We start from the raw sequence: 21,397 nt of genomic DNA, 5'->3' as shown, positions 1-21,397 counted from the left end.
GCCCCGACTCTGCAGCGCACTACGCCGCGAAGCGCGGCGCATTGCGCTGCGTCCGGGGCACGAAAGTGTTGACTAGGAGGGCAGTGGCGGCGGAGCCGTAGGCTGCTCGATCGGCGGCGGCGCGGGGGGCTGCTCGGCTGCCGGCGCGGGCTCCGGCTTCGTCAGCGGCTCTACCGCATTGCCGCCCTTGTAGACTCGCGCGTACCGGTGGCCGAGGCTGGTCAGCACCTCGTAGCCGATCGTGCCGAAATGATGCGCGAGCTCGTCGACGGTGATGCCTTCGCCGAGCAGCGTCACCATGTGGCCGCGCCGCGCTGCGTTCGGCGGCAAATCGGTGATGTCGATTGCGATCAGGTCCATCGAGACGCGGCCCGCGACCGGGCAGCGCTTGCCGGCGACGATCACTTCGGCGCCGCGGGTGCCGTCGTTGGAGCTGGCGGCGCGGAAATAGCCATCGGCATAGCCGACCGCGATGATCGCGAGCTTGGTCGGCCGCCGCGCGGTCCAGGTGCCGCCATAACCAACGGTCTCGCCGCGCTCGATAGTGCGGGTCTGCACGATGCGCGCCTTGAGGTCGACGACCGGCTGCATCGGATTGTCGGCCTCCGGCGTCGGATTGACGCCATAGAGGGCGGCGCCGGGCCGCACCAGGTCGAACTGGAAGGGAGCGCCGAGGAAGATTCCGGACGAATTGGCGAGCGCTGCCGGCACGCCGGAGAATTCGCTGGCGATGCCGCGGAAGGCTGCGAGCTGTTTTGCGTTGATCTGGCTGTTGAGCTGCTCGGCCGAGACCAGATGGCTCATCACCAGCGTGATGCCGTGGTCGCCGGCATTGATGCGGGGGATGATGGCCTGCGCTTCCGATAACGTCAGCCCGAGCCGGTTCATGCCGGTGTCGATATGGATCGCGGCGCCACCGCTCCAGCCGGTGCGGCGGCAGAACACGTCCCATTCGGCGAGCTCGTTGAGATCGCCGATCACCGGCCGGCAGTTGATCTTGGCGTAGTGCTCGCCGGTGTTCTGGAAATAGCCGCCGAGCACGTAGAGCGCGGCTTCCGGCACGGCACCGCGCACGTTGCGGGCTTCCTCGATGGTGGCGACGAAGAAGGTCTTGCAACCGGCCTTGTTCAGGGCCCGCGCGACCTGTGCGGCGCCGCAGCCATAGGCGTCGGCCTTGATCACCGCCGAGCACTCGGCCGGCACCGCCGTCTTCTCGAGCTTGCGCCAATTGGCGATGATGGCGTCGAGATCGACGGTGAGCACGCCGCCAAAGGCAGCGAGCGCGGCAGCCTGATTGGCCTCCGCGGAGAGGAGGCCGGATTGCGGGGTCATTTTCGTGTCGGACGCCATTGTCATGGCGACGTTTTACGCAAGAGGCGGATACTGTTCAAGGAACTCTGCTGGTTCTAGGAACTCAGTAGTCGTTGCCGCTGCGAGCCGGCATCTGGCTGTCAGGCGCGAGGTCGCCGAACCTGGTGACCGAGGCTTCGAACGCCAAATCGACGGTGCCGGTCGGGCCGTGACGCTGCTTGCCGATGATGACCTCGGCCTTTCCGTGCGCAAGACTCATGTCAAGCTGCCACTTCTCGTGTTCAGGCGTGCCTGGGCGGGGCTCCTTCATCGCGAGGTAATATTCCTCGCGGTAAACGAATAGGACGACGTCGGCGTCCTGCTCGATCGAACCGGATTCACGCAAGTCGGAGAGCTGCGGCCGTTTGTCGTCGCGGGATTCGACCTGGCGTGAGAGCTGGGACAGCGCGATCACGGGAACGTTGAGCTCCTTGGCGAGTGCCTTCAGGCTGGTCGTGATCTCCGTGATTTCTTGCACGCGATTATCGCTCCGCTTGCCCGAACCCGAGAGCAGCTGGATGTAGTCGATCACGAGGAGATCGAGGCCCTTCTGGCGCTTCAGGCGGCGCGCGCGCGCCATCAGCTGCGCGATCGACAGACCGCCGGTCGCGTCGACATAGAAAGGCAGCGATTGCAGCTCGATCGAGACCTCCCGGATCTTCTCGAAATCGGCTTCCGAGATGCCGCCGCGGCGGATGTGGGAGGAGGGAACGCCGGTGCGCTCGGCCACGATGCGCGTGGCGAGCTGGTCGGCCGACATTTCGCAGGAGAAGAAGCCGATCACGCCGCCATTGGCGGCCTTCGTGGTGCCGTCGGCCTGGAGTTCCGGAACGTAGGCTCGTGCGACATTGTAGGCGATGTTGGTCGCAAGCGACGTCTTGCCCATGCCGGGGCGTCCCGCGACGATGATGAGGTCGGAGTGCTGCAACCCGCCCATCTTGGTGTCGAGGTCGCGCATACCCGTCGAGATGCCCGACAGCTTGCCGTCGCGCTGGAACGCCTTTGCCGCGAGATCGACCGCGACCGCCAACGCCTGCGAGAATTTCTGGAAGCCGCCGTCATAGCGGCCGGACTCGGCAAGCTCGTAGAGCCGGCGCTCGGCGTCCTCGATCTGCGCCCGCGGTGCAAAATCGACCGGCGCGTCATAGGCGACATTGACCATGTCCTCGCCGATGCCGATCAGGTCGCGGCGCAGCGCGAGATCGTAGATGGTCCGGCCATAGTCCTGGGCGTTGATGATGGTGGTCGCTTCGGCCGCGAGGCGCGCCAGATATTGCCCGATGGTCATGCCGCCGACGTCGGTGTCGGCGGGGAGGAACGTCTTCAGCGTCACGGGCGTGGCAATCTTGCCCATCCGGATCAGGCTGCTGGCGGTCTCGTAGATGGTCTGGTGCAGCGGTTCGAAATAATGCTTCGGCTCCAGGAAGTCGGAGACACGATAGAAGGCGTCGTTGTTGACCAGGATCGCGCCCAGAAGGCTCTGTTCCGCCTCGATATTATGCGGCGCGCTCCGATAGGCGGGAGTTCCGGCTTCGGGCGCGAGTTTGAGAACGTTCGAATCAGTCAGGGCCATGGTCGGACGTGGTTAGCAATTTTCTGGGGCGGATGCGGGGCCGGGATAAAGCGCCGCCTCAGGGCAAAGCGGAAGCAAAAGCTGACCGCTATCAACCGCTCAGTTAAAATGGTGGATGATTAGCAGCCGCAGCACGCGCCGCGCTTGACGGATTTTTGCGGAACTCGCCCGGCCTGAAACGGGCCGCGACCGTGCCGTGGAAAAATCCTGAAACGGTGAACCTAATGAATTGGCGCGAAGACGTATCGAAGAGCGTGCAAAATGGCACGCGCCGGGAGCTTTCGGCTCGCCTTCAGACCAGCAGGAGGTAGACCAGCGCCACTAGGGCCGCTCCGACGCCGGTGGCGATCAGGGCGTAATCGGTGCGGAGGTCGTCCTGCACGTCGAACGAGGTTTGGGTCTCTTTGCTCATGGCGACGGTCTAAGCCAGCCCCGACCAGACTTATGTGAAGCAGATCACATCTCCCCGGATTCTTTCGGGAGTAGAGCCGGAACAGGCGGGCGGGCAGGGGATTATCCCCGACGACCCGCCAACAGGGAACGAGGCGAGCGATGCGGCCAGAACGGCAGCACCAGAATTGGCGAAGCGAGGCAGGCAGCCGGCTTTGGCTGTCCGGGCTGATCGCGGCCATGCAGCATGCCGAGCAGCCGGAAGTCCGCCGCCAGCCGGTCGCCCCCGAAATCCTTGACGCACTGCGGGCGCAATTGGCGTTAACGGCCTCTTGCCGGCCCTCCCAGATCTCGACCCTGCGTCACTAGGACTTATTCACCAGCCAGCTTCAGCCTGGGCCTGACGCCGCCTTCGATCGCCCGCAGTCGGGTTTCCTCGCGCGCGATGTAGGCGCGCGTGATCGGCACGACGCCCTGACGCCTGGTGAGCTGGATCTGGAAGTTCATCATGGCCTGCTTGCGGAAGGTCATCTCGCAGGCCGCCAGATAGAATTCCCACATCAAGGCGAAGCGCTCGTCGTAGAGCTGCACGGCCTCCTCGCGCCGCGCCATGAAGCGCTCCCGCCAGGCCTTCAGCGTCTCGGCATAATGCAGGCGCAGGATCTCGATGTCGCAGACCAGAAGGCCCGCGCGTTCGATCGCCGGCAGCACCTCGGACAGAGCGGGGATGTAGGCGCCGGGGAAGATGTATTTGGCGATCCAGGGATTGGTGGAATCCGGGCCCTGCGAACGGCCGATCGAGTGCAGCAACATGACACCGTCTTCGCTCAGGAGTTCGGCGCAGCGCTGGAAATAAGCATCGTAGAACCTGGCCCCGACATGCTCGAACATGCCGACCGAGACGATGCGGTCGAATGGGCCGTTAATGTCGCGATAGTCCTGGAGCAGGAATCTCGCCGATCCGGTCAGGCCCTTCTCGGCCGCGCGCGCATTGGCGACCTGTAATTGCTCGGTCGACAGCGTGACGCCGGTGACGTCGGCGCCGGCAATCTCGGCGAGATAGAGGCCGAGCCCGCCCCAACCCGAGCCGATGTCGAGCACGCGCTGGCCGCGCTTGATGCGCAGCTTTGCGGCGACGTGCCGCTTCTTGGCGAGTTGCGCGTCGTCGATCGTCGTGTCCTGCGTCTCGAAATAGGCGCAGCTGTATTGCTTGTCGGCATCGAGGAAGAGCGAATAGAGCCGCGCGTCGAGATCGTAATGATGCGCGACATTTTTGCGCGAGCGCGAGCGCGGATTGAACTGCTTCAAACGCCGCGTCAGGTAGCGCAGGTGCCACCAGGGCTTTGCCCACTGCGGCAATAGGTCGGGTTGATCGAGCAGGATCGCGAGGGCATCAGCTATGCTGCCGCGCTCGACGACGAACTCGCCGTCCATATAGGCCTCGCCAAGTCCGAGCTCGGGATTGACGAGGATCTTTCGTTCTGCATCCGCAGTGACGAAGCGGACTGCGATCGGCTCGCCCGAGCCGTCGCCGACGGTGAACTTCGATCGCTTTGCCGTGGTCACCGTCATCGACCCGCGGCGAATAAATTGAGACAGGAATCTACGCAACAAACGGTCCATCGACATCTTGCCTCTCGGTAACCCGAAAGATGCGACTAACCCGCCTCCATATTGACGCCCGGGCGTCGCAACGGTTCCTATGCGTTTGCATCTAAATGGAGGAAGGATGTCCGGGGCCGCTACCAGGCTGTGTTCATGGCTGATATTCGAAAAGCGCTTAATCACATCCTTGCGCGCGGGGCCTGCTTCCATTCGCGGCTCAATCGGATAAAAGGTGACCCGCCGCCGCGCCGCCTGCCGGCTGCACCTCTCGGAATTCAATGGAGATGATGGGAATGTCGAGCCGAGCGCTCAGCCTCGCGACGGTATTGCTTTTGATCGGCTTCGGCGCGACCGATACCGTTCTTGCGCAGGCAACGAACCTCGAGGCCGGCAAGAGCCCGTCCCAGATTTTCGCGCAGACCTGTAACGCGTGCCACAAGAGCCCGCGCGGTCTGTTGAAGTCCGTGCCGCCGGGGTCGCTGCCGGGATTCCTGCGCCAGCACTACACGACGAGCTCGGACATGGCGGGCATTCTCGCCTCCTACCTCGTCTCCAACGGTGCTGCCGACACCCGCTACCAGGCCAAGGACGGCAAGGACAGGAAGGACGGCGCCAAGGAGAAAGAAGCGAACACCGCGCCTGGCCAGTCGCCCGAGCATCAGGGGCGCCGCCAGCGTTCGCAGGAAACCGCCAAGCCGGACGCCGAAGGCGCAGCTCCGGCCGCCGAAGGCCGCCAGAAGCGCGCGGCGCGGCCGAGCGAGGAGGGCGCCAAGGAAGGCCTGAAGCCTGAAGGTCAGGCAGCGCCAGAAGGACGCAAGGGCAAGCGTCGCGGCAAGCCCGGGACCGAGGAAGCACCGAAGATCGACGCCGCCGCACCGGCAAGTGAAGAGAAGAAGAGCGAGCCGAAGGCCGAGTCCAAGCCCGAGGCCGCCAAGGTCGAGCCCGAGGCCAAGCCTGACAGCGGCAAGCCTGAGAGCGGCAAGCCGGCCGAGAAGCCCGTCGAAACCAGGCCTGACAGCGCCAAGGTCGAGCCGCGCGGGAGCGAGCCGCCGGCGCTGCGGCCAGATCCGGTGCCGCAGGTGACGCCGGCCCCGCCGGGTGCCGCCGCGCCCAAGCCGGTGGAAGAAGCGGCTCCCAAGCCGGTTGCGCCCGCCGCGAGCTCCGAACCGGCGGCCAAGCCGCAGGAGCCGGCTCCGCCCGCGACCGCCGCGGCCCCGCCGCCGGCAGAGTCCTCCGGACCGCCCGCGCCGCCGATCTCGCGGTAACACCCCCATTTTCCGATCGACTTGCGGAGGCCGCGTTCATCGCGGTCTCCGCGTCGTCTTGACCGTGGCTAGAGTAACACTCTAGAGTATTGCTCTAGGAGGCGCCGATGACCGCGAGTGTACGTGACGATTTGTTGGCGGCCGGGCTTGCCGTGTTCGACCGCGTCGGCTTCGAGGCTGCGACGGTGGCGGCGATCCGTACCCGGGCGCGCGCCTCCAACGGCAGCTTCTTTCATGTGTTCGGATCGAAGAAGGAGCTCGCGGGCGCGCTGTTCCTGGAGGTGCTCCGGCACTATCACGCCGCGGTGCTGGCCGCGCTCGATCCGGTGCCCGATGCCGGGCAAGGCATCGATCGCCTGATCCGGGCGCATCTCGACTGGGTGGCCACCAGCCGGCGCGAAGCGCGCTATCTGTTCGAGATCTCGCGCAGCGAATGGGGTGAGGACGTCCGCGACGCCCAGCGTGCGCAGAATGCGCGCCTTGCCGAAGGCATCGAGCGTTGGCGCGTGCCGCTGGTCGCACACGGCGAGCTGCTGCCGATGACGCCGGTGATGTTCGTCAGCCAGCTCATCGGTCCGGCCCAGATTTTTTGCCGCGCCTTCCTGTCGGGACGCGACCGCGCCGATCCGCGCAGCGAGGTCGATTCGCTGGTTGCCTGCGCCATTCGCGCGCTGGTGCCGCCCGATCGCATCAGGAAATAATAAGGAGAGGTCGCATGCGCAACGAAGCAGATCCCGAATTCGCAGCCGTAGCCGAGCGCATTCACGCCAATGTCGGCCGGCAAGGCTTTATGAATCTGGTCGGTGCCGAGCTGTCGGAATTGTCGCGCGGCACCTGCACGATTGCAGTCGAGCGCCGGCCGGAGCTGTTGCAGCAGCACGGCTTCTTCCACGGCGGCGTCACCGCCTTCCTGGTCGACAACGCCACGACGATCGCGGCTGCCACCTCGCGTGGCCAGGCGGCGCTGACGGCGGAATACAAGCTCAATCTGCTCTCGCCCGCGGTCGGCGAGAAACTGATCTGCCGGGCCAGGGTGATCAAGCCGGGCCGTCAGGTCTCGGTGGTTGCGGCCGACGTGTTCTGTGTCAGCGACGGTGTCGAGAAGCACACGGCAACGGCGCTCGCCTCGATCGCGATGCTGAGCGAGGACGTCGCCGCCCAAACGAAAAGCCCGGCCGCCTGAGGCGACCGGGCTTCGCAGCCTGCGTGAATGCGAGGCTTACTTCTCGGTCTCTTCCGCAGCCGGCGCCGGCTCTTCGTCGTGCTGGGCTTCCGGATCGAAGAACTCGCCCGCGGCGGCGATCGCCTCGGCGGCCGCATCGCGGTCCTCGTTGCGGGTCGAGATGTCTTCGCCGCGATTGATGCGCTCGGCCTCGTCCTGGCTGCGTGCAACCGTGACGGTGATCTCGACTTCAACCTCGGGGTGGATAGCAACAGTGATGGAGCGCTTGCCGATGGTCTTGATCGGTGCGTCGAGTTGGACCTGCGGGCGAGCCAGCGAAATGCCGTCGGCTTCGAATGCCACCACGATGTCGCGCACGTTGACCGAGCCGAACAGCTGGCCGGCTTCCGAGGCCTGGCGGATCACGATGATGTTCTTGCCCTGGATCTTCTCGGCGACCTTGGACGCTTCGCCCTTGCTCTCAAGGTTGCGGGCCTCGAGGTCGGCCTTCATCCCGTCGTACTTGGCCTTGTTGTCGGCGGTGGCGCGGAGCGCCTTGCCGCGCTTGAGCAGGAAATTGCGGGCATAGCCGTCGCGAACCTTCACGACTTCGCCCATGTGGCCGAGCTTGTTGACGCGTTCCAGCAAAATGACTTCCATATTCGTTCTCCTTTGAAGTGTTGAGTGAGTTGGATTTTCGGACGTGAACTCAAGGGGCCGGCAGCGGCGGCGGTTGTCGCGTGCGCAGGAAGCGCTCGCGGAAGCCGAACACGGCGTCCGCAAGGCCGAGGATCACCATCGCGATGACGGGCCAGCCGAACACCACGACAACGGCGTAGGTCGAGCCGAGCCAGAAGGTGCGGCTCTTCAGTGCCAGCGTCAGCGTATGCAGCACGGCGAAGCCGGTGAGCGCGTAGCCCATCATCAGCGCCGCCGTGGCGATCTGCGCGACGATCGCGAGCAGCCCACCGGTGAAGCAGAAGGCTAGCGCAATGCAGAGCGCCACCAGCGTCATCGGCGGCAGCTCCGCCGTCATCATGTCGGGCCATGGACGGCGCAGCCGGCCCGACGTCGCCGTCACCTTGGCGCTGAGCCAGAGATTGAGCGTCAGCGTCATCATCGCCACGATGGTGGCGGCGGCCGGTGCGACGCGGACCAGCGCGTCGACGAACTGGTCGGCGTCGCCTGAGGCTTGCGGATCCGTGGCACGAAGGAGCCGCATCAAGCCGCGCCGCAGCGTGCCGATGATGGTCTCGGCGTCGGTGCCGAGCGTGAGCAGGGCAGCGATCGTGGTCAGCGCAGCGAAGCCTGCGATCCACAGCAGGATGCGTCCGACCGGATACCATTCGAGCTCTGGCTCCGCCGTCGGCTCGGTGGCGCCCTCCGGCGTGACGGGTCCGACCCGCCGGCTGAGCAGGACGAGATGGCCGAGCCACCAGGCCGGAAGCGCGACGGTGACGGCAAAGGCGATGCAGTAGGGCAGGCCGAACAGGGCGCCGAGGCCGATCGCAGCAGCGATGCCTCCGAGGCTCGCGCAAAGCGGTCCCCAGCCGATCGCGGCGACCATCAGCGGTAGCGGAGCGAGATAGAACAGGACGAGCGAGATCAGCGCGCCCGATACGATCGAGGCGAACATCAGGGCCGACGCAGCGCCGGCGATCAGGGCTATCAGTCCAAAGACCATCATCAGCTGTCCCGCTCCTTTCGAGCGGTTAGAGGCATTTCGCCCCAACCATCGGCGACCGGACGACCCGGAAGCCTTATGAGAAAACGAAGTAGTGCGACCGGCGGCGATATCGCCGCCGGCCGAATTCGTCTTAGCGAATGACGTAGGGCAAGAGGCCCAGGAACCGCGCGCGCTTGATGGCGCGGGCGAGCTCACGCTGCTTCTTCGCGGACACCGCGGTGATGCGGCTCGGCACGATCTTGCCGCGCTCGGAAACGTAACGCATCAGGAGCTTGGAGTCCTTGTAGTCGATCTTCGGAGCATTCGCGCCCGTGAACGGGCAGCTCTTGCGACGACGGAAAAACGGGCGGCGTGCACCAGCTTCAGCCATTGTTCTTACTCCCCATCCGTCGTGGTGGTAGTGGTTTCAGCGTCTTCGCGCGGACGGCGCGGGCCGCGATCACCGCGGAAGCCGCCACCGTCGCGATCGCCGCCACGGAAACCGCCCTCGCGGTCGCCACGGAAGCCACCGCCTTCACGATCGCCACGGAAGCCGCCGCCACGGTCGTCACGCTCGCGGTCACGGTCGGCCTTGCGCATCATCGCGGACGGGCCTTCCTCGAGCTCCTCGACGCGGACGCTGATATAGCGGATCACGTCTTCGCTGATGCGCTCCTGGCGCTCGATCTCGGCGATCGCCGCGGACGGCGCGTCGATGTTGAGCAGGACGAAGTGCGCCTTGCGGTTCTTGTTCATGCGGTAGGTGAGGGAGCGAACGCCCCAATTCTCGGTCTTGGTGACCTTGCCGCCGAGACCCTCGACGATACCGGTCATCTGCGCAGTCAGCTCTTCAACCTGCTGCGTGCTCGCGTCCTGACGCGCAAGAAAAACATGCTCATAGAGAGCCATGGTGGTCCTTTCCTCATGTTGGCGCATCGCCCGGCGTCAAGCCCTTAAGAGGCCTTCGGAAAGGACTCTGGGATTAAGCTCAGAAGGCGGAAACACGGGACGACGGGCCGACTGGCCCTGCCACATCAAAATCACGAATGATTTGCTGAGACCGTCCGTTCAGCTCCCGGCCGGGGTCTGCGGATGGCGCGCTTATACGGATTTTGGCCGGCTTTGCAAGGTTGGGCGCCGTGTTTTCGGCCGGGAGGGTTCCGGTGCAGGCGGCTGGGACCGGTCCTCACATACCACATCCTGCTTGATTTATTTGTTTGTATATCATACAAATAAGTCGAATGAGAGGGCCTCCATGGCGGAAAAGTCGGTCCATGAGCCGCTAGAGGCGGCGGGCGATCCCAAGCATGCGGCGCGCGCCACGCGCTCGGCCGGCCGCAAAATGCGTTCGCTGCTGCTGGACGCGGCAAGCCCGCTGTTCCGGGAGCGGGGGTTGTCGGGCACGGCGATCACCGACATTGCAGCCGCCGCGGACGCATTCCCGAGCCAGATCACCTATTACTTCCGCACCAAGGAGGCGCTGTTCGTCGAATGCGCCTGCCGCGACCTCCTGTACCTCGCGCGTGCGACCGAGCAGGCGGCGCTGAAGGCGCGCACGCCTGGGGATTACACCCACGCGCTGGCCGAGACGGTGACGGCGAGTGATTCGGTCGCTTTCTTCGCCGAGGCGTTGACGTTGACGCGCCGGCGCCAGGATCTCGCGCCGCTGGTCGAACGCACCATCGAGCGGCTGCACAGCGAGGGCACGCGGGCCTATGCGAGCCAGGTCGCACGGCATGGCTGGCGCTCATTGCGCGCACCTGACGAAAGCTCGCGGCGGTTCTGGGCTGTCGCCATCGGCGTCATCCTCGAAGGTTACGCCATGGGCCGTTCGCCCGAGGCACTGTGTGCCGAGATGCTGCGCGTGCTCGGCGAGCAGGCCAAATCCACCGGCGATGCCGCGCGCCTCCGTCTCGTCGGCGAGAGCGATGCGTCAAATCATTCGAACGAGGAGAGTTAGGCCATGACCGCGCTTCGCATGCGTGCCCGCGATTTCCTGACCGACGATCAACTCGCCGACGTGCGCCAGCGCGTGACGTGGAAAGGCGTTGCGCTGATCGCCCACGCCTGGGCACTCATTATCGGTGCGATCGCGTTGGTCGCGTGGTGGCCCAATCCGATCACCTATGTTCTCGCTGTCGCCATCATCGGCTCGCGCCAGCTGGGCCTGGCGATCCTGATGCATGACGGCGCCCACGGCTGCCTGTCCGCCGACGAAAAAACCAATCTGTCGCTGAGCCAATGGTTCTGCGCCTATCCTCTCTTTGCCGAGACGCGCAGCTATCGGCGCTATCACCTCCAGCATCATGCGCGCACCCAGCAGGAGGACGATCCTGACCTCGTGCTGTCGGCGCCGTTTCCGATCACGAAGCTGAGCTATCGCCGCAAGTTCATTCGCGACATCACCGGGCAGACCGGCTACCAGCAGCGCAAGGCGCAACTGCTCAACGCGCTCGGGCCGAAGGAGTGGCCGTGGCGTCAGCGCGTCGCGCATTTCTGGGAGAAGCTCGGCCCGCAAAGCGTGGTCAATGCGATCATGTTCGCAGCCCTCGCGGCGGCCGGCGTGTGGTGGGCCTATCCGCTGCTATGGCTGGTGCCGCTCGTGACCTGGATGATGGTGATCACCCGCATCCGCAACATCGCCGAGCACGCCGTCGTGCCAGATAGCAGCGATCCCTTGCGCAACACCCGCACCACGCATGCCAATTTTCTCGAGCGCCTGTTCATCGCGCCGTATTACGTGAACTACCACCTCGAGCATCATCTGCTGTTCTACGTGCCCTGCTACAATCTGCCGAAGGTGCATCGCTTGCTGAGTGCGAGCCGGCACGCGGAACGCATGGAGGTGCAGCCGGGCTATGGCGCCGTGCTGCGGCTCGCCACGGCGAAGCCGGACCATGACGACCGGCCGGGCCAACTCGTGAACAGCGCGCGCCGCGCCCAGGCAGGGGCCGCAGTGGATGCCAACCAGACCAATGGTGGGTTTTAGGAGGCCGCATCCCCAGGTGAATGCTGGCCGAAGTTCCTATCTCGGCTTGACATTCCGGCCCCGGACAGTGTCTACGGCCCCCTTTGGAGCATGATCCGGAACCATGGCCCAAGGAACCATGGCTTAAGGCCGTGCGTCATCGGCTGCCGGTTCTCGCAGGGATCACGCCGGACAAGCAGGGAGCGCCGATGACGGCAGCATTCACATTTCCGGGGCAGGGGTCCCAGGCGGTTGGCATGGGCAAGGCCCTGGCCGACGCCTTCCCGGTGGCGCGCGCCGTATTCGACGAGGTCGACGCCGCGCTTGGGGAGAAGCTGACGGCGACCATCTGGGATGGCCCGGCCGAAACCCTCCAGCTCACCGAGAACGCCCAGCCGGCCCTCATGGCGGTGTCCGTTGCGACCCTGCGCGTGCTGGAGGCTGAAGCCGGATTTTCCGTGGGGCGGGATGCGGCTTTCGTCGCCGGCCACTCGCTCGGTGAATATTCGGCACTGGCTGCCGCCGGCAGCCTGACGGTGTCCGATACCGCGCGGCTGCTTCGCATCCGCGGTCTTGCCATGCAAAAGGCGGTCCCGGTTGGGGCCGGTGCGATGGCCGCGCTGCTCGGCCTCGACTACGAGGCGGCCATGGCGGTCGCCCAGGAGGCAGCGCGGGGCCAGGTCTGCCAGGCTGCCAACGACAATGGCGGCGGCCAGGTGGTCGTCTCCGGCGACAAGGCTGCGGTCGATCGCGCCGTCGAGATCGCCAAGACCAAGGGCGCCAAGCGTGCAATGCTGCTGCCGGTGTCCGCGCCGTTCCATTGCAAGCTGATGCAGCCCGCGGCCGATGCCATGGCCGAGGCGCTGGCGAAGGTCACGATCAAGGCGCCGGCGGCGCCGCTGGTGTCGAACGTGCTGGCGAGCGCCATCACCGATCCCGACGAGATTCGCCGTCGCCTGGTCGAGCAGGTCACCGGCACCGTGCGCTGGCGCGAGTCGGTCGCCTATATGGCAGGGCAGGGCGTCACGCGTTTCTTCGAGATCGGCGCGGGCAAGGTGCTGACGGGTCTCGTCAAGCGTATCGCCGACGGTGCCGTCGGTATTGCAGTTGGCGGTCCCAACGACATTGCCGCCGCCAAGGATGCATTGGCCGCTGCGAAGCAGGCCTAGAGGAGTTGTTATCGATGTTCGATCTCACTGGCAAAAAGGCGCTCGTGACAGGCGCGACCGGCGGTATCGGCGGCGCAATCGCGCAGGCGCTGCACGCGCAAGGCGCCACCGTTTCGATTTCTGGAACGCGCAAGGAAGTGCTGGATGAGCTTGCCGGCAAGCTCGGCGAGCGCACTCACGTGTTGCCCTGCAATCTCTCCAAGGCCGACGAGGTCGAGGCGTTGGTGCCTGCCGCGGAAGCGGCGATGGGCCAGGTCGACATCCTCGTCGCCAATGCCGGCATCACCCGCGACAATCTCTTCGTCCAGCTCCGCGACGAGGACTGGGAGGAGGTCATTAACGTCAATCTGACCTCGACCTTCCGCCTGGCGCGCGCTGCGACCAAGCTGATGATGCGCAAGCGCTTCGGCCGCATCATCGCCATCACCTCGGTGGTCGGCGTCACCGGCAATCCCGGGCAGGGCAATTACACCGCGTCGAAGGCGGGCCTGATCGGCATGATCAAGACGCTGGGTGCCGAATACGCCAAGCGCGGCGTGACCGCGAACTGCATCGCGCCCGGCTTCATCAAGACGCCGATGACGGACGCGCTCAACGACAAGCAGCGCGAGACGATTCTGACCAAGGTTCCGGCCAACCGCCTAGGGACGCCGGAGGACATCGCGGCCGCCGCCGTCTACCTGAGTTCGAACGAAGCAGCCTACGTCACGGGGCAAACCATCCATGTCAATGGCGGCATGGCCATGATCTGAAGCCCTCGTTCCGCACTGCCCACATGGGCGGTGCGGGATGCGGCAAACGGCCGTTTCCGGAGCGAAATGAGGCTTGTAGTCAAGGCAGTTGAAGTATGATAACCGGACCTTCAACGGATGGGCAAAGAACGCCATTGCAGGTTTTTGAAACCCTGTATATTGGCGATGCGGTGCCTTGGCCGTCGTTCGCCGGGCCCTGCATCGGTTTGGATGGGGCCAAATCAAAGTTCGTAAGCGAAGGCAGTCACACGACCACGACGGCTCGTATCGTCCCGGGGGGTCGGGTCTACAGGGAACAACACGAGGTTATGCAATGAGTGAGATTGGCGAGCGGGTTAAGAAGATCGTGGTCGAACACCTTGGTGTTGAACCCGAGAAGGTTGTCGACGCAGCGAGCTTCATCGACGACCTCGGCGCCGACAGTCTGGACACCGTCGAGCTGGTGATGGCGTTCGAAGAAGAATTCGGTTGCGAGATTCCGGACGACGCGGCGGAGACGATTCTCACCGTCGGCGACGCCACGAAGTTTCTCGAGAAGAACGCGAAGAGCTAAGGCTCTTCATTTTCGCGGGGACAACATTGAAACCGGACGGGCCGCTTCCCAGCGGTCAGCCGGTTTCTTGTTATTGGCCGTGAAGCTGTCGATGCGGAGTTTTCGGATATGAGGCGGGTTGTCGTCACTGGTCTCGGTATGGTGTCGCCACTCGGCTGCGGCGTCGAGCCGACCTGGAAACGAATCCTCAACGGCGAAAGCGGTGCGCGGAAGATCGAGAGCTTCGATGTCTCCGATCTTCAGACCAAATACGCCTGCACCGTCGTGCGCGGTGACGGCAGCAACGACAGCTTCAATCCCGATATCTGGATGGAGCCGAAGGACCAGCGCAAGGTCGACGACTTCATCATCTTCGGCATGGCCGCAGCGGGCCAGGCGCTCGACGATGCCAACTGGCATCCCGAGACCGAGGAGGACAAATGCGCGACCGGCACCATGATCGGTTCCGGCATCGGCGGCCTCAACGGCATTGCCGACACCGCGGTTCTGTTGAAGGAACGCGGACCGCGCCGGGTGTCGCCGTTCTTCATCCCGGGACGCCTGATAAATCTTGCCTCCGGCTATGTCTCGATCAAACACGGGCTGAAGGGGCCGAACCATTCGGTGGTCACGGCCTGCTCGACCGGCGCGCATGCGGTCGGTGATGCTGCTCGCCTGATCGCGCTCGGCGATGCCGACGTCATGGTTGCCGGCGGCGCGGAATCGCCGATCGGCCGTATCGGCATTGCCGGCTTCAATGCCGCGCGCGCGCTCTCGACCGGCTTCAACGAGATGCCCGAGAAGGCCTCGCGTCCCTACGACCGGGATCGCGACGGCTTCGTGATGGGCGAGGGCGCCGGCGTCCTGGTCCTGGAAGAGCTCGAGCATGCCCAGCGCCGCGGCGCCAGGATCTACGCCGAGGTGGTCGGCTACGGCCTCTCGGGTGACGCCTATCACATTACGTCGCCGTCGCCCGATGGCGATGGCGGTTTCCGCAGCATGTCGGCAGCGCTCAAGCGCGCTGGCCTCACGGCGTCCGATCTCGACTACATCAACGCGCACGGCACCTCGACACCGCTCGGCGATGAGATCGAGCTTGGTGCCGTGGAGCGGCTGCTCGGCAACGCTGCTTCCAAGGTCGCGATGTCCTCGACCAAATCGTCGACCGGGCATCTCCTGGGTGCGGCCGGCGCGATCGAGGCGATCTTCGCCATTCTCGCGATTCGCGATAATGTCGTGCCGCCGACGATCAACCTGGACAATCCGTCGGTCGAGACCGCGATCGATCTCGTGCCTCACAGCGGCAAGAAGCGCGAGGTGAACGTCGCTTTGTCGAATTCTTTTGGTTTTGGCGGTACCAATGCGTCGGTGATCTTCCGGCGGCTGGTCCATTAGTTTGTGGTTGCGACGAATCCACCGTTTTGCCGTATTCGGCGATAGTCATGGGCGTGGGCGCTTGCATTTGGCCGGACAAGCGATTGTCAGGCCGCGATTGAACCGGCAGGATTCAGGTTGTTTTGATGAGTGAGAGGCCGCCCATTTCGCCCCGGAGTCCGCGGGCAGCGCTTGAGCCCGAGCAGGTCCCGCCGCCGCCGAAGCGATCGGACCGCGCGCGCAACCCCTTCGTGATCGTCGGCAACGCCATCATCACCTTGCTGCTGATCTCCATGATCGGCGCCGGCGGCGTCTACTATTACGGCCGGCAGGTGCTCGAGGCGCCGGGGCCGCTGAAGGAGGACAAGATCGTCAACATCCCGCAGCGTGCGGGCAAGCGCGACATCGCCGAGACGCTGAACCGGGAAGGCGTGACCGACGTCAATCCGTGGATTTTCATCGCCAGCGTCGCCGCGCTGAAGGCGAGCTCGGACCTCAAGCCCGGTGAGTATTCGTTCCAGAAGAACGCCTCCTTGCGCGACGTCATCGGCACCATCGTCGAAGGCAAGGTGGTGCAGCATTCCGTCACGATCCCGGAAGGCCTGACCTCCGAGCAGATCGTGGCGCGGCTGTCCGACAACGACATCTTCACCGGCAGCGTGCGCGAACTGCCGCGCGAAGGCACGCTGCTGCCGGAGACCTACAAGTTCCCGCGCGGGACCCCGCGTGATCAGGTAATCCAGCGCATGCAGCAGGCGCACAAGCGCGTGCTCGCGGAGATCTGGGAGCGCCGCAGCCAGGACGTTCCGGTCAAGACGCCGGAGCAATTAGTGACGCTGGCCTCGATCGTCGAGAAGGAAACCGGCAAGCCGGACGAGCGCAGCCGTGTCGCCGCCGTGTTCACCAACCGGTTGAAGCAGAAAATCAAGCTGCAGTCCGATCCCACGATCATCTACGGCCTCGTCGGCGGCAAGGGCACGCTCGGCCGTCCGATCAAGCGCAGCGAGATCACGCAGCCCTCGCCCTACAACACCTATGTGATCGAAGGCCTGCCGCCGGGCCCGATTGCCAACCCCGGCCGCGCCTCGCTCGAGGCCGCCGCCAATCCGGCTCGTACCCGCGACCTGTTCTTCGTTGCCGACGGCAGCGGCGGGCATGCCTTCACCGAGACCTACGACGCGCACCAGAAAAACGTCGCCAAGCTGCGCGCGATGGAGAAGCAGATCCAGAACGACACGGTCGAGCCGGCCGAGGATGCGCCGCCGCCGGCCGCTGCGGCGCCCGCAGCCGCCGACACGCCGACCGCGACGACGCCCAGGCCGAATCAGCAGAAGAAGCCGCCGGCCGCGCGCCCGGCCAATCCCCCGCCGGCCCGCCAGGGCGCGGCGCAGCCGACGCTGCCGGTGATCCAGCGCTAGGCCCCGCGCAGACCTGCCTACGGGACTTTGCGGATTACACTTTCCTGCAAAATAGTCTTAAGATTCGCGTGGCCTGATGGCCTCGCGAATCCTGTGTTTCCGGAGAATCTGACCTGATGGCCTTGTCGTCCATGACCGGCTTTGCCCGAAGCCACGGCGCGAGCGGGCCGTATACGTTTGAATGGGAATTGAAGTCGGTCAACGCCAAGGGCTTTGACCTCAGGGTGCGGCTGCCGCAGGGGTTCGACGAGCTCGAGGCCCACGCCAAGAAGCGCGCCGGCGAGCTGCTTTCGCGCGGCACCGTCTACGCCAATCTCACCGTCAAGCGCGCCAATGCGGCCGCCTCCGTCCGCGTCAACGAGGACGTGCTCAACGCCGTCCTCAAGGCCGCCGCGGTCATCGCCGGCAAGGTCGACGCGGTCGCGCCGAGCGTCGACGGCCTTCTGGCCATCAAGGGTGTCATTGAGGTCGCCGAGCCCGAGGGCGACGAGGAGGAGGACAACGCCGCGCGAGTGGCGGTGGCCGAAGCCTTCGACAAGGCGCTCGACGAACTCGTCGCGATGCGCAAGCGCGAGGGGACTTCGCTGGGGCAGATCCTGACCCAGCGGGTCGACGAGGTCGAGCAGCTGGCCAAAAAGGCGGAAGGCTCGCCGGGCCGCAAGCCCGAGGCGATCAAGGCGAGGCTCGCCGAGCAGATCACCGCGCTGCTGGACACCTCCGACCGTTTCGATTCCGACCGCCTGATGCAGGAAGCGATCCTGATCGCGACCAGGGCCGACATCCGCGAGGAGCTCGACCGTATCGCCTCGCACGTCGCGCAGGCGCGCGAGCTGATCGGCAAGGGCGGCCCGATTGGGCGCAAGCTCGACTTCCTGGCGCAGGAGTTTCACCGTGAGGTCAACACCTGCTGCTCGAAATCGAACGATATCGAATTGACCAATACGGGCCTCGCCATGAAGAACGTGGTCGAGCAGTTCCGCGAGCAGGTCCAGAATCTGGAGTGATCGATGGCGACGGGCGGTCACGTTACTGACGGTGTCGAGCGGCGCGGATTGATGTTCGTGCTGTCCTCGCCATCGGGCGCGGGCAAGACGACGCTGTCGCGGATGCTGCTCGACCGCGAGCCCGGCCTGAAAATGTCGGTGTCGGCGACCACGCGCGCAAAGCGACCCGGTGAGGTCGACGGGCGGGACTATTTCTTCGTGGACAAGCCGCGCTTCGAAGCGATGGTCAAGGACGACGAGCTGCTCGAATGGGCGACCGTGTTCGACAATCTCTACGGCACGCCGCGTGCGCCGGTGGAGGCAGCACTGTCTGCCGGCAAGGACGTGCTGTTCGACATCGATTGGCAGGGCACCCAGCAACTGCACCAGAAAGCCAGCGTTGACGTGGTGCGCGTGTTCATTCTGCCGCCGTCGGCGGCCGATCTCGAGAAGCGGCTGCATTCGCGCGCGCAGGATTCCGACGAGGTGATCCGCAAGCGCATGAGCCGCGCCAGCCACGAGATGAGCCACTGGGCCGAGTACGACTACATCGTGATCAACCACGACGTCGACGAAGCCTTCGCCGAGGTGCAGTCGATCCTCAAGGCCGAACGGCTCAAGCGCGAGCGGCGGACTGGCCTCGTGGGGTTCGTGCGAGGTCTACAAGGGCAGCTCCAGGGCTAGAATCGAGGCTAGGGTCAGGGTCAGGCCGCGACAGCCGCGGCCCTTCCTGCGCCAGCCGTTCCAGCATCGCCGTGATGATGTCGATGTCGACGGCGTCCTCGGTCTGCACGTCTTCGTTGCGATCGACGGGCTTGTCGTCGACGGGCTCCTCGTCCTGCGTGGCGTTGACCGCGAGACGAGGCGCTGACCTCTCGATCTCGAACTCTCCGTCGAATATGGCGGCCTCGTCGAGGTCTACTGCGACCTCATCGCGAGGGGAACGGGATTGTGCCGCGATCCGGCCGATCTCGTTGCTGAACGCGGCGAGTTGCGGGGCCTGCGGCCGCGTCGCCTGCGATCTTACGGCATCGAAGTCGATCGGGTGTGGCCGCTGCGCGCGTGGCGTGACGGCCGGCGTCGCTTCGAGCCAGGGGGCGCGACTGTCGTCGAGATCGTGCGGCTCCCGATCGTCCCAATTCACGCGGCGGTGGTCGCCCGCCTTGGCGCGGACGCGCCCGCCGGCGAAGCGGTAGATGATGCTGGCGAGGAGGCCTGCGAGCGCCAGCGCGCCGCCGATCACGAGCAGCAGCATCTGCAGCGAGCCGGTCGGCTTGTCGGCGGGAATTTCGGCTGCGGCTAGCGCCACAGGAGCTGCTGCGGGCTTTGCCGGCTTCGCGCTCGGCTGCGCCGCAGCGGCCGTTGCGGAGGCATCGGGCCAGCGCGCGGCGACCGCGGGCTGTTCCGCGTTGCTATCGGTGACGGTGCTCGACGGCTGCTGTTCGACCAGCGGTGCACTCGCTGCGGCCAGCGCTGGCGCGGTCACGTTCGGCGCGGTCTGCGGCGCGATGTATTCGGCACGCGCATTCTGCACCGATGGCGATGCGGCAGAATCCGCGTCTGGCGTGTCGGTCGCCTGCGCGCTCTGCGTGACCTTGCCGCCTTCGGCGCGCAGATACCAGCACTGCCGCTTGGTCGCGCGATCGAGGCGATAGTACCAGTGCTGGCCCTGCGGCGCGGTGCCTTTCGCCGAGGCGAGACAGTCGCTCGCGGCACTCGCCGTGCTCGATACGGCCGGTGCGTTTTGCGACACGGCGGCCAGCGGTACGCCGGCAATGATACTGCCAACAAGCGCTGATATGAACTTTGCGGTGCGGTTGCCCATCCTGGTCTCCCGGTTACGCATGACGCAACTCTTTACCGGCCCTTTGTCATCAAAGACTTGGGTGGCAATGAGCCGCAAATCCGGAGAGGATGTGGCCTCAATTGGACCTCGCGCGCGTTCGTTCCGCCGCGAAATCAGGCTTTTTGCTGGCGCCGTTGCTTGCGCGCGCAGCGAACGGCGAGGGGACATGGTTTCGCACTCCCCGGGGCAGGTTCTGCCCGAGCCTTGCTTCGTCACGTTCGCCCGATGGAAGCCAAAGGGCGCAGGGAAGGCCGGGCATTGAGCGCTTGCGAAACCCGTCGCTGTGTTGCGGATCAAGAAAGGTCAACCCGGCCGAGTATGGGCTGGACGACCGGGTGCGCGATTGGCAACTATCCGATGGATTGGGCGGGCGACCAGTCGGGTGATGGCCGTGACTATGGAGAACGGCGATAGGCAGGCGATGGGTTTCGCAAGCGCTCTCCCCATCCTACGAACGACGAATCGCGAGTCTAACGATGAACCGGGTCGCAGCACGTCTGGCAATGGCAGGATTGGCGGTGACCTGCCTCGGTGCCGGCGCAGCACTGGCGGCGACAAACAAGCCGGACCCGAAACTTGTATGGCCAAAGGACAATCGGTTTACTTGCAGCGGCGTCCTGGCCGAAGAACAGGGCATTCTCCTGCTGACGCCGGATCAGAACATGCTGACATGGTGTGATGCCGATATCGATGACAAGTACAGAAGCCGTGTGCTGAATGTCTGCAAATTGGGGGATCGTTGCGAGATCAAGGGCACCATCAGGGGGCATGGGGCCTTTGGCTGGGTCGAGATCAATTCGATTGTCCGGACTGTCTCGCCTAGATAAATGGCTCTACTTCCACACCCGCGCCAGCATGAGCGCCAAGCTGCCTAGCACGACGCTGATCAATCCCACCATCGCATATGACTGCGCAAACACACCGGTCTGAATAAAGACCTGGCACGCGATGGCGATGCAGATGGCGGCGAGCAGCAGGCAGGTACCGCCGACGGCGATTGCAAGATAGCGGATCGCGGTCGCCATCGGCCTTGCCGGTGATCTTGCCGGTGATGCGGGATCGTTCATGCAGGGTACCAACGGCGCAGCCGACGGTGGGTTCCTCCGCCGTTGCGCACGGTGAATGCGTCAATCGCCTGCGCAGCAATCGACGAGCGCGCGCCAGATGCGCTGGACTTCGATCGTCTTCTCGAGCTCCAGCACGTGGTTCGCGCTTGCAGCCGGGGCTGTCGGCCGAAGGCGCGTTTCACGCGGTGCGATCCAGCGCTCGGATATCGGATCGTACCATTTGTCTGTCATGACCAAGCTCGTCTCTCCTCTTCGGTCCCCCGGATGAGTGTCTGGT

General features: G+C 65.1%; 23 protein-coding genes. 13 read left to right on the top strand and 10 right to left on the bottom strand.

The window, feature by feature from the left end; all coding sequences use genetic code 11:
• Positions 1-72: 72 nt before the first annotated feature.
• From alr to B5V03_RS26340, 3 genes are all read right to left on the bottom strand, one after another.
• Complete coding sequence (gene alr / locus B5V03_RS26355) at positions 73-1,350, bottom strand: alanine racemase (protein ID WP_164988336.1); 1,278 nt, start codon at positions 1,348-1,350, stop codon at positions 73-75.
• Positions 1,351-1,414: 64 nt separating this feature from the next.
• Positions 1,415-2,923, bottom strand: coding sequence for a replicative DNA helicase (locus B5V03_RS26350; RefSeq protein WP_129273279.1), 1,509 nt, complete (start codon positions 2,921-2,923; stop codon positions 1,415-1,417).
• Positions 2,924-3,685: 762 nt separating this feature from the next.
• On the bottom strand, positions 3,686-4,936 hold the full coding sequence (locus tag B5V03_RS26340; RefSeq protein ID WP_164988296.1) for an SAM-dependent methyltransferase: 1,251 nt from the start codon (positions 4,934-4,936) through the stop codon (positions 3,686-3,688).
• Between the two features lie 275 nt (positions 4,937-5,211).
• Between B5V03_RS26340 and B5V03_RS26335 the strand changes: the two genes are divergently transcribed.
• The 3 genes from B5V03_RS26335 to B5V03_RS26325 all read left to right on the top strand — a co-directional run bounded on the left by B5V03_RS26335 (position 5,212) and on the right by B5V03_RS26325 (position 7,366).
• Positions 5,212-6,183 (top strand): hypothetical protein, encoded by a 972-nt coding sequence (locus tag B5V03_RS26335; protein ID WP_164988295.1) that lies wholly within the window; start codon positions 5,212-5,214, stop codon positions 6,181-6,183.
• A 107-nt stretch (positions 6,184-6,290) separates the two neighbouring features.
• Positions 6,291-6,884: a TetR/AcrR family transcriptional regulator gene (locus B5V03_RS26330; protein ID WP_129273275.1), complete on the top strand. Its 594-nt coding sequence runs from the start codon at positions 6,291-6,293 to the stop codon at positions 6,882-6,884.
• A gap of 14 nt (positions 6,885-6,898) precedes the next feature.
• On the top strand, positions 6,899-7,366 hold the full coding sequence (locus B5V03_RS26325; RefSeq protein WP_129273274.1) for a PaaI family thioesterase: 468 nt from the start codon (positions 6,899-6,901) through the stop codon (positions 7,364-7,366).
• Positions 7,367-7,402: 36 nt separating this feature from the next.
• Here B5V03_RS26325 and rplI read toward each other — a convergent pair whose 3' ends face one another.
• From rplI to rpsF, 4 genes are all read right to left on the bottom strand, one after another.
• Complete coding sequence (rplI, locus tag B5V03_RS26320) at positions 7,403-8,005, bottom strand: 50S ribosomal protein L9 (protein WP_129273273.1); 603 nt, start codon at positions 8,003-8,005, stop codon at positions 7,403-7,405.
• Between the two features lie 49 nt (positions 8,006-8,054).
• On the bottom strand, positions 8,055-9,032 hold the full coding sequence (locus B5V03_RS26315; protein WP_129273272.1) for a DUF2232 domain-containing protein: 978 nt from the start codon (positions 9,030-9,032) through the stop codon (positions 8,055-8,057).
• A gap of 130 nt (positions 9,033-9,162) precedes the next feature.
• A complete protein-coding gene (gene rpsR / locus B5V03_RS26310) occupies positions 9,163-9,402 on the bottom strand; it encodes a 30S ribosomal protein S18 (protein WP_007592020.1) in 240 nt (79 codons plus the stop codon).
• 5 nt (positions 9,403-9,407) lie between these two features.
• A complete protein-coding gene (gene rpsF / locus B5V03_RS26305; RefSeq protein ID WP_129273271.1) occupies positions 9,408-9,920 on the bottom strand; it encodes a 30S ribosomal protein S6 in 513 nt (170 codons plus the stop codon).
• A gap of 346 nt (positions 9,921-10,266) precedes the next feature.
• Here rpsF and B5V03_RS26300 point away from each other — a divergent pair, with 346 nt between their 5' ends.
• From B5V03_RS26300 to gmk, 9 genes are all read left to right on the top strand, one after another.
• A complete protein-coding gene (locus B5V03_RS26300) occupies positions 10,267-10,971 on the top strand; it encodes a TetR/AcrR family transcriptional regulator C-terminal domain-containing protein (protein ID WP_129273270.1) in 705 nt (234 codons plus the stop codon).
• Positions 10,972-10,974: 3 nt separating this feature from the next.
• Entirely contained in the window at positions 10,975-12,000 is a 1,026-nt protein-coding gene (locus B5V03_RS26295) for a fatty acid desaturase family protein (protein WP_129273269.1), read from the top strand.
• 188 nt (positions 12,001-12,188) lie between these two features.
• Complete coding sequence (gene fabD, locus B5V03_RS26290) at positions 12,189-13,148, top strand: ACP S-malonyltransferase (RefSeq protein WP_129273268.1); 960 nt, start codon at positions 12,189-12,191, stop codon at positions 13,146-13,148.
• Positions 13,149-13,162: 14 nt separating this feature from the next.
• On the top strand, positions 13,163-13,900 hold the full coding sequence (fabG, locus tag B5V03_RS26285; protein WP_129273267.1) for a 3-oxoacyl-[acyl-carrier-protein] reductase: 738 nt from the start codon (positions 13,163-13,165) through the stop codon (positions 13,898-13,900).
• Positions 13,901-14,213: 313 nt separating this feature from the next.
• A complete protein-coding gene (locus tag B5V03_RS26280) occupies positions 14,214-14,453 on the top strand; it encodes an acyl carrier protein (RefSeq protein ID WP_006020277.1) in 240 nt (79 codons plus the stop codon).
• Between the two features lie 108 nt (positions 14,454-14,561).
• The gene (gene fabF, locus B5V03_RS26275; RefSeq protein WP_129273266.1) at positions 14,562-15,827 is read left to right on the top strand and encodes a beta-ketoacyl-ACP synthase II; all 1,266 of its coding nucleotides are present in this window, start codon (positions 14,562-14,564) and stop codon (positions 15,825-15,827) included.
• A gap of 125 nt (positions 15,828-15,952) precedes the next feature.
• The gene (gene mltG, locus B5V03_RS26270; RefSeq protein ID WP_129273265.1) at positions 15,953-17,224 is read left to right on the top strand and encodes an endolytic transglycosylase MltG; all 1,272 of its coding nucleotides are present in this window, start codon (positions 15,953-15,955) and stop codon (positions 17,222-17,224) included.
• A 116-nt stretch (positions 17,225-17,340) separates the two neighbouring features.
• Positions 17,341-18,228, top strand: coding sequence for a YicC/YloC family endoribonuclease (locus B5V03_RS26265; RefSeq protein ID WP_129273264.1), 888 nt, complete (start codon positions 17,341-17,343; stop codon positions 18,226-18,228).
• Between the two features lie 3 nt (positions 18,229-18,231).
• Positions 18,232-18,891 carry a guanylate kinase gene (gene gmk / locus B5V03_RS26260; RefSeq protein ID WP_129273263.1) on the top strand — a complete coding sequence of 220 codons (660 nt, stop codon included), beginning with the start codon at positions 18,232-18,234 and terminating at the stop codon, positions 18,889-18,891.
• Here gmk and B5V03_RS26255 read toward each other — a convergent pair.
• On the bottom strand, positions 18,824-20,032 hold the full coding sequence (locus B5V03_RS26255) for a hypothetical protein (protein WP_164988294.1): 1,209 nt from the start codon (positions 20,030-20,032) through the stop codon (positions 18,824-18,826). The two genes, gmk and B5V03_RS26255, sit on opposite strands and share 68 nt — an antisense overlap.
• Positions 20,033-20,529: 497 nt before the next feature.
• Here B5V03_RS26255 and B5V03_RS26250 point away from each other — a divergent pair, with 497 nt between their 5' ends.
• Positions 20,530-20,880, top strand: coding sequence for a hypothetical protein (locus B5V03_RS26250; protein WP_129273261.1), 351 nt, complete (start codon positions 20,530-20,532; stop codon positions 20,878-20,880).
• Positions 20,881-20,886: 6 nt separating this feature from the next.
• Here B5V03_RS26250 and B5V03_RS26245 read toward each other — a convergent pair whose 3' ends face one another.
• Both B5V03_RS26245 and B5V03_RS41665 read right to left on the bottom strand, forming a co-directional pair.
• Positions 20,887-21,120, bottom strand: a complete 234-nt coding sequence (locus B5V03_RS26245; protein WP_129273260.1) for a hypothetical protein — start codon at positions 21,118-21,120, stop codon at positions 20,887-20,889.
• A gap of 60 nt (positions 21,121-21,180) precedes the next feature.
• A complete protein-coding gene (locus B5V03_RS41665; RefSeq protein ID WP_164988293.1) occupies positions 21,181-21,351 on the bottom strand; it encodes a hypothetical protein in 171 nt (56 codons plus the stop codon).
• Positions 21,352-21,397 lie beyond the last annotated feature (46 nt).

It is taken from the genome of Bradyrhizobium betae (assembly GCF_004123905.1).
Classification (GTDB): domain Bacteria; phylum Pseudomonadota; class Alphaproteobacteria; order Rhizobiales; family Xanthobacteraceae; genus Bradyrhizobium; species Bradyrhizobium betae_A.
This window is presented reverse-complemented; position numbering and strand designations above follow the sequence as displayed.